Annotated in this window: 12 protein-coding genes; 4 read left to right on the top strand and 8 right to left on the bottom strand. The window is 46.4% G+C overall.

Features of this window, described 5'->3' with window-relative positions; all coding sequences use genetic code 11:
• Position 1: 1 nt before the first annotated feature.
• On the top strand, positions 2-826 hold the full coding sequence (locus tag ACY2RR_RS05860; RefSeq protein ID WP_490107205.1) for a formyltransferase family protein: 825 nt from the start codon (positions 2-4) through the stop codon (positions 824-826).
• On the opposite strand, the gene ACY2RR_RS05855 is transcribed toward ACY2RR_RS05860, so the two are convergent.
• Positions 810-2,102, bottom strand: coding sequence for an MFS transporter (locus ACY2RR_RS05855; protein WP_490107204.1), 1,293 nt, complete (start codon positions 2,100-2,102; stop codon positions 810-812). The genes ACY2RR_RS05860 and ACY2RR_RS05855 overlap by 17 nt on opposite strands.
• Before the next feature lie 54 nt (positions 2,103-2,156).
• On the opposite strand from ACY2RR_RS05855, the gene ACY2RR_RS05850 reads away from it, so the two are divergent.
• Complete coding sequence (locus ACY2RR_RS05850) at positions 2,157-2,717, top strand: hypothetical protein (protein ID WP_490107203.1); 561 nt, start codon at positions 2,157-2,159, stop codon at positions 2,715-2,717.
• A gap of 14 nt (positions 2,718-2,731) precedes the next feature.
• Here ACY2RR_RS05850 and ACY2RR_RS05845 read toward each other — a convergent pair whose 3' ends face one another.
• The 3 genes from ACY2RR_RS05845 to ACY2RR_RS05835 form a co-directional block, all read right to left on the bottom strand.
• On the bottom strand, positions 2,732-3,043 hold the full coding sequence (locus tag ACY2RR_RS05845) for a Dabb family protein (RefSeq protein WP_490107202.1): 312 nt from the start codon (positions 3,041-3,043) through the stop codon (positions 2,732-2,734).
• Between the two features lie 96 nt (positions 3,044-3,139).
• On the bottom strand, positions 3,140-3,439 hold the full coding sequence (locus ACY2RR_RS05840) for a YciI family protein (protein WP_490107201.1): 300 nt from the start codon (positions 3,437-3,439) through the stop codon (positions 3,140-3,142).
• A gap of 78 nt (positions 3,440-3,517) precedes the next feature.
• Complete coding sequence (locus ACY2RR_RS05835; protein WP_490107200.1) at positions 3,518-3,808, bottom strand: YfcZ/YiiS family protein; 291 nt, start codon at positions 3,806-3,808, stop codon at positions 3,518-3,520.
• Between the two features lie 249 nt (positions 3,809-4,057).
• Here ACY2RR_RS05835 and ACY2RR_RS05830 point away from each other — a divergent pair, with 249 nt between their 5' ends.
• Complete coding sequence (locus ACY2RR_RS05830; protein ID WP_490107199.1) at positions 4,058-4,723, top strand: hypothetical protein; 666 nt, start codon at positions 4,058-4,060, stop codon at positions 4,721-4,723.
• A gap of 128 nt (positions 4,724-4,851) precedes the next feature.
• Positions 4,852-5,766, top strand: coding sequence for a LysR substrate-binding domain-containing protein (locus ACY2RR_RS05825; protein WP_490107198.1), 915 nt, complete (start codon positions 4,852-4,854; stop codon positions 5,764-5,766).
• 42 nt (positions 5,767-5,808) lie between these two features.
• Here the strand turns inward: ACY2RR_RS05825 and ACY2RR_RS05820 are convergent, their stop codons facing one another.
• The 4 genes from ACY2RR_RS05820 to ACY2RR_RS05805 all read right to left on the bottom strand — a co-directional run bounded on the left by ACY2RR_RS05820 (position 5,809) and on the right by ACY2RR_RS05805 (position 13,428).
• Positions 5,809-6,795, bottom strand: a complete 987-nt coding sequence (locus ACY2RR_RS05820) for a TDT family transporter (RefSeq protein ID WP_490107197.1) — start codon at positions 6,793-6,795, stop codon at positions 5,809-5,811.
• Positions 6,796-7,037: 242 nt separating this feature from the next.
• Complete coding sequence (locus ACY2RR_RS05815; protein WP_490107196.1) at positions 7,038-10,022, bottom strand: hypothetical protein; 2,985 nt, start codon at positions 10,020-10,022, stop codon at positions 7,038-7,040.
• A gap of 131 nt (positions 10,023-10,153) precedes the next feature.
• On the bottom strand, positions 10,154-12,298 hold the full coding sequence (locus tag ACY2RR_RS05810; RefSeq protein ID WP_490107195.1) for a TRAP transporter permease: 2,145 nt from the start codon (positions 12,296-12,298) through the stop codon (positions 10,154-10,156).
• Positions 12,299-12,393: 95 nt separating this feature from the next.
• On the bottom strand, positions 12,394-13,428 hold the full coding sequence (locus ACY2RR_RS05805) for a TAXI family TRAP transporter solute-binding subunit (protein WP_490107194.1): 1,035 nt from the start codon (positions 13,426-13,428) through the stop codon (positions 12,394-12,396).
• Positions 13,429-13,580: the final 152 nt, after the last annotated feature.

Raw genomic sequence — 13,580 nt, 5'->3', positions numbered from 1 at the left:
TGTGAAAGTTGCTTACTTTGGTTATAACTTCTTCAGTGCCTGCCCCGATGTTTTTCTGGAGCACGGCCACCAGATCATCAAGTTATTTACCGGTAAAGAAGTTCAGCACACGGATGAAATTCGTAACTGGGGAAAACATTACAATGTGCCTGTTTTTGACGGCAAACCTACCGAAAACACAATAGAAGAACTGCTCGATCAAGGTGCTGAACTGCTGTTCTCTGCTGCTTACTCATGGAAAGTACCAAGGCCAGAGCAAGCAAAGTATGCCCTGAATATGCATACAACTTTATTGCCAATGGGGCGAGGCCCTTCACCACTCCCTCATATTCTCCAATGCCAGCCGGAAGTTGCCGGCTTAACTATTCACCAGATGACGAACTCTATCGATGGTGGAGATATTGTTCTTCAAGAGTCCTTCCCGCCCTTTGAGAGTGAATCTCTGGAAATGTTTGCTACACGGCTTTATCTGGAAGCTCCCAACCTGTTAAGTGAGTTATTGAGTAACTTCTCCGTTCTTTATGAACAGCGTCGGCCTCAAACCAGTGAAGGAAGTTATATAGAAGATATTACTGACGATGATCGCACCGTTGATTGGAGCAGCGACTGCTTCACTCTTTCCGAGCAAATTCGGGCTTTTAATGTGATCGGTGTTTTTATGAATGCTGGTAGCCAAAACTGGCTAGCTTTTTATGGAGAAACTTTGGCAATCCAACACAATTTCCAGCCGGGCCAGATTCTTCAAAATAACAGTCAAAGGCTTGCTGTAGCTGTGTCAGATGGCTTAGCAGTTTTTCCTAAAACATCCCTTACCTCTCTTGCCTGACAATCCGAAACCAAATAGCCGAAGCCACAAGACAGCATACCATTGAGACGAGAGACAAAACCTTTGGCGTTCCATCAACAAACCAGACAACCAGCAATGAAATAGCAGTACTGAAAGCTATAGCCACAACATCCAGAACAGCGCTGGCCGTGGCTGCGGAATGTGGATAATTCTGCATAATGCCTGTCACAGCATTTGGCCCGACCATTCCTGAAAAGAAAAACATCATTGCCAAGAGTACAGAGTTGCTGATCAGTGTATGGCTTTCGCTCCAATCCAAAACCATATTCATCACTGCCAGCACTACCACCGCATAAAACGAAATATTCAGAACAGTCTGAAACCCGTAACGCTTCACCATATAAATATTTGCCAGCGCAGCCCCTCCCTGAAAAACAAACATCGCAGACAGAAATAAGGCCAGTGATTCGTTAGTCACGCCATAAAAGTCCACAAACAGGTAGGAGGCATTGCTCAGGTAAATCAACACTACAACGGAAACGCAAGCATTGGAGGTGATATATAATAGTGGTTCTTTAGCCTTAATGATTCGATAAAAATCATGGAAAAATTGTTTGTCAGCCTGGGATGTTGCAATAACCAAAGTGGGCTTTCGGTACTGCATGTGAGCGATGATCAGCACTACAAAAGCCGCAACGGCAAAAGTTAAAAACAACCCTCTCCAACCAAAAGCTTCAGAGATATCCACACCCAACTCCGGACTGACTATCCGGCAGGCCATAAGAAAAAATGCGATCAAAGAAAACTGTATCGCTGCCTGATTATCAGCAAACCTTTCGCGAATCAGCGCTGGAATAATCACCAGAATGGCTGAAGAACCTATTCCCTGAAGAAGCCTCCCTGAGTAAAACTCCCACCTCGTCTGCCCGATAGCACACACCAAACTACCCAACAGAAAAACAAGTATCCCGGACTGCAATACCGAGGCTCTGCCGTGTCTGTCCCCATACCAGGCCAGAAGGGGCATGCATACGCCCTGGGCACACACCAGAAGAATTGTGGTGAGCTGGAAATGCTCCAGCGGTGCCTGAAAACTTCTGGCAACAGTACTTGTGACCGGCACAAAAGCATCATTGGCAAGAACAGTTAGCAGCAAGGTAATGGCTGCTGCTCCGGTAAAACGCCAGCTTCTGTCTATTGGCTCTGAGGTCATTGGTTTGGAGAGAAACAATTCCGGCAACCAGTTAAACAAATCTACAGGAGGATGAGCATAGTCCCTTAACAGCTCTGTTATCAGTGCTAACCAAAAGCACACTTTTACGCTGAATGGCTATCTAAATATTCACGAGCAGGTATAAAGGAATACACCATGCCAGTAATGCCTATTGGCCACAGACATACACAAGCATTCAGGCAGAGTTCAGCCACTTATGAAGAGATGCTCAGTCGCTGGCATGATCTGACGGAGAAATCGCGCCCGCAGCTTACCAACCAACCTCTGCCAGACTCTCGCTGGAAGTTCAGGCACGTTTCACCGGTTCTGTCAGCTTTACCTCATCTGGCAGGGTTATCGCCTGTCAGCAAAGAGATTTCCAAAGTCTGGGATAATTTCCAGAAAGGCAATAAACCGGCGTTGGCATCGGGCATTGGACGCCTTAGTCAATACGCTGCATCTGGCATTCGAGCCAGCCAGACAATCAATGATGGTTTGTTTGAAATGTTTATGGCCCAGGACCGATACCATCAGGCAAGAATCGAAGAAGCTGTAAAGATGGCTGAAGCTGAACAGGTCAACAGTCGTTTTCACTGGGAAAACACATTGTCAGACCTGCTGAAAGCGCAGGAGTATGACAATCTGATGCTGGAGCTGATCTCCCGACTGATTTACAGCAACCAGGAAACCTGCTCCCGTATTATTGCGAATATTTAGGGTGTGTTCATCATCTAGAGTTCTATGTCGCAAACAAAAACATCTTCCACCCCTTTTTTGAGAACGGCAATAATGTCTGCCCCAATAGCTTTGTGCACAGGGTGCTCCAGATAACTATCCCGAACATCTGTGCTTTCAAAATCGAACCAGAACATATCGAGAAAACCTTTAACCAGAGGTTCTTCAACGCTTACATTGCTTCTGACCTGAAAATCTCTTATTCCGCCAATCACTTCTCTCAGTTCAGAAAGGCGCTTGTAAAAGAGTTGCTTTCCTTCACTGCTCAAGGTTTGCGGGAAGCGAAGATAAACCATATGACGGATCATAGATTTTCCATAGAATCGATTATTTCGCTCTATATTAGTTTCAAATCTATGGGCCGCCAGTAAGGTGTGCAGAGCAGGCAAACTGCTTAAAAATCTTTAGGGAAGAACCTTTTTGAAAGGTTTTACAACAGCACTGGCAATCACACCGGCCGCTACATAAGGGTCAGCATCTGCCCAGGTTTGTGCAGCCTCCAAACTATCGAATTCAGCAACAATCAAACTACCGGTAAAACCAGCTTCACCGGGATCATTGCTGTCGATTGCAGGGAAAGGGCCAGCCATAACTAAGCGCCCTTCAGACTTGAGCTGCTCAAGTCGGGCAAGGTGTTCGGTACGGCAGGTTTTGCGGAGAGGCAGGGAATTGTCTACATCCTGCGTCATAACGGCATACAGCATGCTGTGCTCCAATCGTTCTATTTATTCAACGATGGTAGTCTAACTGAAAAGCAGCATGCTGTTGTGTTGGAAAACAATTTATACGCAGCAGGTTTTGCAACGCATTTCAAAGATCAGTTTCTCGGCTTCACAGCAGAATTTGTAGCGCGCCTGCAGCTGCACGCTGCCATCAAGTTCGGAGATGGTGGAAGTAATCTGGCAAGGTTCTGTCTCAATGGCACGAACCTGCATGGTACAGGACTCCAGATGAGCCTCCGCTTCATCTTTATCTTCAAATTTATGGCAGTATTCAATAGCCGTGTCAGTGTTATCAATAATAACACCGAGGTCTACGGGGTTTTCACTCTCCGCACGAAATACATCAGTCATAGGAAATCCCGATACATTCTCTGAAAATTATGAAGTCACTTTATTGTTCCTCTGGTATAAAAACCCGGACTCAGATCAAAAAAATCCCAGAGTGTAAAAATTAAAATATTGTGACTTTAAAGGGCTATATCCCATTTATTTTTACACCTGAATGTTCACAGTTCGGGCAACTAACCCTGCCGTTATTGATCTCCAACATCCTCCAAGGCTTACTTTCTAATTGGATTAAATCGCTTGGAGGGAGCAATTATGAATTATCCGGAAATACCAAAGAAAGAAGCCGCCTACACGATTGCAGGAGCCATTACTGGTTCTCTGGCAGGTGGTATTGCAGGATTTCTTATCAACCCATCTACCACGCAGTTTTCAGCAGCTGCTGCCGGATCAATCGGTGCTGCGGTTGGATCTTTCTGCGGAAGAACGGTTCAGTATTATGAGCCAGAAGCCTTAATAACACTGATGGGAGTCATGACCTCTATACTCGCAGAGGCTACTTCTCAAATGTTCGGCTACACCATTTTTGGTGTAGATTCTTACATCAATTATCTCGGCGCTCCTGTTTTTGGTGCGGCTGTCTCCTATTTTCTTGCCAGGTCATTGGTTCAAGACGACTACCTTCTACAGGCCTGTGAATCTATGGCTAAAGCGTGTGTAAAGATTGAAGATAAAATTCATGCCATGGAATCCGCTAAAGCCCCCCGGTTTTGTCTGACCAGATTCTGGCACCGTCTTACTCACAATGAAGCTAAACGAGCAGAATATATTAATGACCTTTTCAGCCTTCATGGCCACTTGAACGCATTAATCGATGAAGTAAGCCCTGGTGACTACATCAGTGTAGCGAGAAGACAAAATATCGAGAGAAATGCACTGCTGTTAACTGAGGCGGCGGAGAATGCCTGCAAACAGTTTTAAAAAACCACACTCTGCTTTCTATATTATTCCCAGCGCGAGGCTACAAGCGCTTCAGTAAAGCATGAAATAATAAAGCCCGGCCACGGCCAGTACCGAGCTTTTTACCACCCTTTCAGACTCAGCCTCTTATGCACATAACTCTCAAGCAAATGCAGGTTTTCTACGCTGTTGCCCAGTACCAGCAAGTGAATCTGGCAGCCAAAAGTCTTTATATCACCCAGCCGTCAGCCAGCATGACTTTGCGGGATCTCGAAGGACAATTGAACGTAAAGTTGTTCGACAGAATGGGAAACCGGCTGGTTATCAATAGCAATGGTCGTCATCTGCTGCCCCACGTGCGTGACATTCTTACTCGCTGCGAAGATGTAGAAGCCCTGTTTTCTTCCGATAATCATTCCGTATCCGGCCCACTCAGCATTGGCTGCAGCCTCACCATCGGTAACCATATCCTGCCATCAATCCTTGGCCGGATGCGTAATGACCTCCCGGGCATTACACCTGAAGTTTGTATCAAAAATACCCAGGACCTTCTGGACAGAATGCTTCAGTGCCAGATTGATGTAGCGCTTGTTGAAGGTCGTTGCCAGCATCAGGAGTTACTGGCCGAGCCCTGGTGCCATGACCATATGCTGATTGTTGTTCCACCACACCACCCATTAGCAAACGACAGAAACCTTTCTCTCGACAAACTGAAAGGGGAAACCTGGATTCTGCGAGAGCATGGTTCAGGAAGCCGGGATATCTTCGATACCTATCTAGCTCCCCAGCTCGACAACCAGTACAAGGCTTTCGAAATTCAACATACAGAGGCCATCGTAAATTCTGTGATAGAAGGGCTGGGAGTCACCTGTATTTCCAACCTCGCCGTAAGAAATCAGATACTCAACAAAGGGCTGGTAACCCTGCCAATCCCCGGGCTGAACCTAAAGCGTCCGATGTATATCGTGACCCACAGGAACCGGCATAGAAATAATCCTCTGAAAGCTTTTGTTAAGCTTTGCCTTGATCCGGAAGAAAAGAGTGTAATGGAATACGCGGTGTAGCCATGCAATTACATAGCTACACCGCGCAGGGGGGGGAGTCGTTTAGATGTTGTTTCTTGTATAGTGGTTAAGGTAGCGAACAGCGACATAAACGACTGTTGCAGTTGCCACCACCAGTTCCAGTTTCGCCAAACCAGAGAGAAAAATCTGTGGATAGTCGTAACCCAGACTGGATAAAAGCGCATCCAGTTTCAACAGTGCTGTTGCACCAATAACCATTGGGAAAGTAAACGCTGCATAGCTAGGGGAGAAAGGCAGACGCAGCAGGCGAGTCATAGCCAGCCACACAACACCCGTCATCAGAATCGCAATGAGCGTGAGAATAGAAACCAGAAACATATTGGCAGACTCACCAGATATTGTCAGATAACCAGCCAGAGACAGACTTGCAGGTGCCGCCATAATCGCAAATGTTGGAGCCGCTGCATCACTGATACGCTCATGGAATATCAACCGGTAAAGCATGATTGGCAATTTAATAGCGTAAGCGCTGACTCCGAAAACAAACAGTGCGCTTGTCAGCTGGGGAAAGCCCATAGCGCTGCCAGTTACGCAAGCCACAATAATTCCCACAGGCGGAACAAACCAGCTGGGAACCATGTGATTAATGTTGAAATCACGGCTGCGGTGCCAGAGAAAAGCCAAAAAGAGTGTGGCATGAGCTGCAACCGCTGTTAACCAGAGAGAGCGTGCAAAAGCCGGCACTATAGCGTGAAGGTTTGCAGCTATTACCATGGTCGCCATAGCCAGAGTCGGCATAACACTACTCACCACAGTGTGCTGCAAATCCTTCCGTACTAGGTTTGGGTGCACCAGATACTTCAGCAATACCAGCAACACAAGAGCGCCTGCAACAGGCGTTGCCAACAAGCTGAACCACACAGCCTGTTCAGGAAGCAGAATACTCCACGCTCCACCAAGACTCCCAATACTCAGCGCCAAGCCACCCAAAGGCGCAGGAACACCTGCAAGGGCGTCTTTTAACTTCGTACTTCTGGGAATTTCAAGGCTGGGAGTGAGCGTTTTCATGACAACCACCATATAACTGATGGTGCTATAGTAGGTGCAGTTTGAGAATAAGGAAAATCAGAAATTTCTAAACTGAAAATCAATTTTCTTTATACTGAGAAACTCATTCTCCGCTTAAGGATTCTTAAAGATTTATGGAGTATGACTACCAGCAAGACATTGGTAACTCTTGATAAGTTTTTGATCTCCCCATGTATCAGAAAATTTGATACACAGGGAAACAGGCGGCGGCTGGTGAATGACTAACTGTTAATGTCGTATTTCTTTACTTGCTCATCAAAATACTGCATTAGCTGATCAATAGCTTGTTGCTGATCGGGTGCAAACATGGGAGGGTATTCTTCCAGTGCATGCAAAAGCTCTTGTCTTTTCAAGGCCGTTTCTTCAGTGGAAAGTTCCCACATATCTAGATCTGATCGTTGCTGTTGAATAAAACTATCCACAACACCCTGCAAATCACTTTCATTTGCAGCCATCATTATATTGTATGCAAGATCGCCTAATACTGTGGTTACAGATCCTGACGCCCCAAGCACTGATGTTGCTGGCCCATCAGTGCCCTCAAGGTCTTCTGTCGTTCCTTGATCTGTGATTATTTCATCAGCCTCATCCAAGCGCCCCATAGAACTTTGCCCACTGCCGCCGCTTGAATGGTCAAGACTATGAAGCTGGCTATCCCCGGGAGACAAAAGCCCCTCTGTAGAAGCTGCCGGCAAAGACAGAGATCGGTCAAAACCTTTTCCACTACTACCGGGTAATACATCTAATGATAAGAAACTCTTCAAAGTGGAAGGTCTAGAGAGAGATGTTTCTGATCCGCTGCTCAGCATGGAAGAAAACTGACTTTTATAAAACCCTATAACCTTCTCAGATTGCCCTTTACTGAGACCAGCCTTCTGGCACTCAAGACCCAGCAAGTATGCATGGTGTTCAATACCAGTTCCCAGCTCTCGTTTTTGGTGATAGTTAAACAGGATTGTCCAGAGAGTATCCTTTCCTGCCTCAAAGTGCTTCTGAAGCTTTTGAATGGTTCTGGGCTTTACTCCTCCTTTCAGGACCTCTTGAGAACGAGTTCTATACACGGTTGATAAGCGATCAGCAGATAAACGTCTCATAGGGGTGTGCGCAGGCAAGTCATCGCCTTCCAGTGTATCGCCAGCCGAATGTGAACGTTGATGACTGACAAAACCGCAGGAACGTTTAAGTTCATCCAATCTTTCATCACTGACATAAGTAGCAACCGGACCTGCACCTTTAAGATGAGTCACTGTACATGCCTGAGGTAAAGAAGCGATATCAAATTCCTCTCCTTCTGAACTCATATCGCACATGTGGCTGGGTAAAGGTTCATTACATCCAAGCCAAGGGACATACAGAATATCGGTGAAGCCTAACTCTTCCAGAGTCTTAACATCAGGTGAACATGTTTGCAGCTGGCTAATTTCTTCTTCCGTAAGATCTCTGAGTACTAGCCTTTTGGCCTGCGTTGGATCTGCCTTCAAGATTCGGAAGACTGATTGACACCTTTCGTTCAGCGCTTTATCAAAAGCTCCTAAATCATGCTCTTCACCCTTATACAACTCTGCATCGGGATAGCTGTTTAACCTTTTTAAGGTAGTTTTATCAAGCTTGTCTTTTGGAGTGATATCAACATCTAGCCCAACATCAACAACATGCATTTCACCAGACGTTCCCCTTTGCACTAAAAAGGTCAGTTTCATCGCTGCATTTACATCAGTGCTATTTTTATAACTTTTAGGGGTTCCTGTGAGCATTCGTTCAAATTGGTATTCATGGGTAACTTGAAACAGGTTGCCTTCACGTCCCCAACAGTTCAGGTTTACAGTTCCTCTTTTGTCTTCATGGACTGTATAAACAAGAATCATATTTAATCCGGCTTTCCGAAAGATTTTTTTATTACACAGTTCTAACGCATTCTCTGCGACTTTCCGGGTCATGAGACCTTTCAGGTAAAGCCTCTCACTTTGATCCAATCCGAGCCAGTGCATAGCCTCAACGGTTTGCTGTGCACAAACTATTTGACCTTCCTCTTCTGATAAAACTTTCGCACAGTTACTATAAACCCTCCGGCTGTCACTGATCTTGGCCAACGGTAGCTGATCACCCACCTGTAGATGAACGCTTGTATCCTGAATAGCTGCGTTTTTTCTTAAAGCCTGATCTTCTTCCAGAATGCACGATAAAACATACACCTTGGACTCTTCATTCAGCTGCTTCCAAAAATCTGGATCCTGGGCAGCTTTTAAAATAGCCTGCCTGTTTTTCAGTGCGTGACTCAATCCCAGATGTGTTAATTCATGATCACTAACAGGCTTTTCCTCACCATTAAATGTAACGCGAGCATGAATCGGAGTAATACATTCAAGTTCACTTGGAACCACAGAAACAGGTAAAGAAGGAGGCGCTGGCTTAAAGTGTCCACAGGGTTCGTTTATATCTCCATCCTTAATCTCTTCTGCAAATGCTTTCAACATTCCACACGCCAGTCTATGTAATCTGTCCACAGCATCCTGTTTCAGCCTTATTCGCTCCTCAGACTCTTCGACTTCCACAGTTTCACCCATCATCCACATGTGAGGTTCACCGAATGGTTTTTGCACTGGAGACTCTCCCAGCCTGTACAAATCATCTTTAATGGCCTCATCAGAAACCTTTCGAGAATCCAGGCAAGCATCAGTCTTTTTAAGAAGATTATGTAATAAACCCTCATACCCCAGAGATGTATCAGCAACATGCAGCGCACGGGAAGCTCTTCTTTGTGTACCTCGATCTCCTCCCAGCTTGTCCCACACACCTTTTCTTGCTTTACGGTAATGAGGATCTGTTAAAAACGTTTCCAGCAGTCCCATCGCGGCAATACAGGAAAGCTCTTTTTTCTCCGATTCCTGCACACCCATCACTTCTGCCATAACCTCATCATGAGAGAAGGCGAAAGGTAGTTTTTCTTCTGAATCTGTTTCAGAAATACTAGGAAGTTTGTGATGACCTGCAGCAGGTTGAGGCGATAGAGAGTCCATAGAACGAAGCTCATCGGTACCAGGCAAGTGGCTCATGGATTGAGAGTGTTCTGTTGTCATCCTCGGGGACGGAGGCACAACAGCTATACCCGGGCCAGAACCCAAAGGCTGAGGGTCCGGAACTGTTGTTTTCAAAGATAAAGCTGGCTGACTTGCGTAATGATCCTTGCGTTGCATTGGTGCACTCATATTTACTCCCAAGCATTAATAGTGTTATCAGAGGTCTAGGGAGTAGGAAGAGAGGCTATGAGTTCAAGGGGAGTCGTCACTATGTTTGCCAGACTAACACTATTAACCGTATTAGCCTGACACACAGCAGGTTAAGGCAAAGATACTTCCATAACCGCAGTGTTATGTTTTCTGCGACTATAAAGAAATACTCCGATAAATATAACAAGGCTTACCAGCGATACTGCGATGTAACCATGAGGCCAGAGCATTCCCAAACCCGCCGCGCCACACATCAGTCTGGTAAGCAGATTCAACCGACTCTCCAGATACCCTTCCAGAAAAGCGACAGTGGCATAAATGCCAAATACCGAGAAGAAGAATACCTGCAACACGTCCTGCCACTCTCCACCAATCAGCGGTGTGTAAGCAAATAGAAGAGGAACAATGTACAAACCTTTGGCAATCTTCCAGGAATAAAAGCCGGTAATCATTGGAGGGGTTTTGGCAATTGCCGCTGCAGCAAAAGCTGTTAAGCACACGGGTGGGGTAACGTTGCTGTCCTGACTTAACCAGAAAATAATCATGTGTGCCGCCAGCAACATCATAGTTAGAGTTTCCGGAGCCAAAGCCTGTTCCAGCAAAGTCGCTTTAAAATCGCCGGGTACCAGAGCCAGCAAAGCCACAGCGTCCGGGCGATTTAATCCAGACGACAACTGCATAGCTTTTTCCGGATCAGCCAGCATAAAGAATGCCTTGGCCTGCTCCGGCAAGGTTCCATCAACCATCATATCAATCAAAGCGGTTTGCGCTATCAACTGGTAAATGGCGGGAGCTGAAAGAGTTGCCAGCACGATATAGGCCGCTGTTACAGGTAAGCCCATTCCTAAAACAAGAGAAGCCAGAGCCACCAGCAAGATAGTTATCAACAGGCTGCCATTAGCCCAGTCACTCACCATCAAAGAGAAAGTGTTGCCGACACCAGACGACGAAATCACATTAATAACCAGCCCCACGCCAATCAGCAGCATGGCTGTTTTGGCCATATTACGAGAACCATCAGCCAGCGCGTCCAGAGTTTCCCGAATACCCATTTTATGTTTGCCGAGCCAGGAGGCTGCGATAACGGCAATAATAGAAAGGCCTGCGGCATAAGTCGGTGTAAAACCTTTAACCAGCAAAGCGACAAGAACGCCAAGAGGCAGAAGGTAATGCCAGCCTTTCTTCAGAACAGACAGCGCTGGTTCTGCATCAGTTTCCACCGCATGAGCATGGCTGCGCTGGGCTTCAATACGAACAAAGAAAGCGACCGAGAGGAAGTACAACAGTGCAGGTAACGCTGCCCAGGCAATAATGTCCACATAAGAAATCTGGGTGAAGGTCGCCATAATAAAAGCACCCGCTCCCATTACCGGTGGCATAAGCTGCCCACCTGTTGAAGCTGCGGCTTCAACTCCTGCGGCAAACTTTGCAGGAAAACCTGCCCGCCGCATCAAAGGAATAGTGATCACACCAGTTGAAACTGTGTTGGCAACAGACGAACCAGATACTGATCCCATTAACCCGGAACCAAACACTGCGACAAAACCCGGCCCACCAACAAAACGTCCGGCCACGGCTCGGGAAAGATCAATAATAAAATCCCCGGCACCGGACTTCACAAGAAAGGCACCGAACAGAATGAACATAAACACATAGCTCCAGCTGATGCGGGCAATTGGCCCAAACATCCCTTCAGTACTGAAGTAACTACGGAACATAACCGTTTCCAGGCTTAATCCGGGAAACTGAAACACTCCGCCAATATGTTTGCCCCACCAGAACACATAGGTGAGCGCGACAATAATCATAAAAGGAATAAACCAACCGGCGGTGCGGCGGGTTAATTCAAGAACAATGGCAATAGCGATAAATGAGAAAATCCAATCGCTGGTAATAAATGTCTGTCCACGGTCAAACAAAGCGGTTTCAAAAAGAATGAGATAAGCCGCTGACGCTAAAGCAAGTCCTCCCAGCAGGAAGTCCGCACTGAGTAACCATTTACTGTCTGCTTTTTTAGGAATGGCTGGCACCATCAAAGCGCAGATCAGGGCAAAACCACCAAAATGAATGGCCGACACCCATAACTCAGACATTGTACCCAGAGTGTTAAACCAGATATGCTGAAGAGCAAAAGCAATAGAGAACCAATAGATTAAACGCCCTGCGAAAGATTGTTCGCTGCGATGGGTTTGTTCAAAAGCCTGTAATTGCTCTTGAAGCTCTTGGTTTCGAGCAGCACTTTCCTGACCAGACATACACCGTCCCCGGTCTTATTCGATTTATTAATTGATCGTACAGAAGTAGGTTGGGTTAGATGCGCAGCATCGTAACCCAACGAGCACCATTCGAACTAACGAGGCTGCAGATGACCCGGTATAGTAATTCCCTGCTCCGTAAAATACTTCGCAGCACCAGCATGCAGAGGTACAGGCAAACCAGCAATCGCCTTCTCTAAAGCCATAGCCTTGGTGGCTTTATGAATACCATTCAGGAATGGCAGGTTTTCATAAACACTCTTCACCAGCAGGTAAACATCTTCTTCCGGCAGGTCATCGCGAACCGCCAGGAAGTTTGGCTGAGCAATAGTGTTTATAGGCTTATCCTGGCCGGGATATGTGTTGGCAGGAATAGTGTACGGTGTCCAAAGCTTGTAACCGTTGTTGGCTTTAGCCAGCTGCTCTGGCGTGAAGTCCAGCACAGTCATCTTTTTACCCAGAGCCGCATAAGCGCGGGTAATCGCACTGACTGGTGCACCAGCCGGAATGTTCATCCCTTCAATAGAACCGTTCTGCAGAGCATCCGCACTGGGGCCATAACCGAGATAGGCCAGATCAAACTGATCAGGGTTAATTCCTAAACCACCAAGAATGTGACGGCCAGAACCTTCGGTACCGGAGTTACGCTTACCAATAGAGAACTTCTTACCATCAAGTTTGGCGAGGTCCGCAACGGTACCGGTTTCCACCAGATCACTTTCAATAACAAAGTGCTCAACGTTCTGCCAAAGCATGGTGACAGCTCGCAGGTTTTCCTGCTTGCCCTGGCTGGCAACACGCCCTTCACCACCCCAGGCCCAGGCACCATAAAGCCCCTGCAGAATAGCGAACTGCGCTTCATTTTCACGGAGTAGCTTTACGTTTTCACCAGAACCAGCAGAGCTAATCGCCGACACTGACATTTTATGTTTGGGCTGAAGTTTGATTTTACTGAGAGTTGCCAGCGCAACACCCACTGGATAGTAAGTACCACCAGTTGAAGCGGTTGTCAGAATATAATCGCGATTATCTTTGGCCTGAACAGCAGAACCAATACCAAGAGTCAGTGTAGTCAGGGCAACGGTTAACCCTTTTACAAAGCTACGCCTCGTCCTTTTGGGATAAGCCATGGAAAGTCACCTTTTTATTTTTATTGATAACGGCGATTTTCATATTGTCAGATAATTTTTCTAAACGCCATACATAAAGAAAGCCGCTTTAAAACGGCTTTCTTTTGGTGCAAAAACAGATGCTAAATTGTGCAATACACCCTAACGCGCAA

Source organism: Parendozoicomonas sp. 2304DJ65-17, assembly GCF_058148445.1.
This window is presented reverse-complemented; position numbering and strand designations above follow the sequence as displayed.

Bases quoted from the DNA above. Each gene is read 5' to 3' on its own strand.
- ACY2RR_RS05850 (WP_490107203.1), top strand. From the start codon at position 2,157: ATGCCAGTAATGCCTATTGGCCACAGACATACACAAGCATTCAGGCAG.
- ACY2RR_RS05845 (WP_490107202.1), bottom strand. From the start codon at position 3,043: ATGATCCGTCATATGGTTTATCTTCGCTTCCCGCAAACCTTGAGCAGT.
- ACY2RR_RS05815 (WP_490107196.1), bottom strand. From the start codon at position 10,022: ATGAGTGCACCAATGCAACGCAAGGATCATTACGCAAGTCAGCCAGCT.
- ACY2RR_RS05840 (WP_490107201.1), bottom strand. From the start codon at position 3,439: ATGCTGTATGCCGTTATGACGCAGGATGTAGACAATTCCCTGCCTCTC.
- ACY2RR_RS05830 (WP_490107199.1), top strand. From the start codon at position 4,058: ATGAATTATCCGGAAATACCAAAGAAAGAAGCCGCCTACACGATTGCA.
- ACY2RR_RS05835 (WP_490107200.1), bottom strand. From the start codon at position 3,808: ATGACTGATGTATTTCGTGCGGAGAGTGAAAACCCCGTAGACCTCGGT.
- ACY2RR_RS05820 (WP_490107197.1), bottom strand. From the start codon at position 6,795: ATGAAAACGCTCACTCCCAGCCTTGAAATTCCCAGAAGTACGAAGTTA.
- ACY2RR_RS05805 (WP_490107194.1), bottom strand. From the start codon at position 13,428: ATGGCTTATCCCAAAAGGACGAGGCGTAGCTTTGTAAAAGGGTTAACC.
- ACY2RR_RS05825 (WP_490107198.1), top strand. From the start codon at position 4,852: ATGCACATAACTCTCAAGCAAATGCAGGTTTTCTACGCTGTTGCCCAG.
- ACY2RR_RS05810 (WP_490107195.1), bottom strand. From the start codon at position 12,298: ATGTCTGGTCAGGAAAGTGCTGCTCGAAACCAAGAGCTTCAAGAGCAA.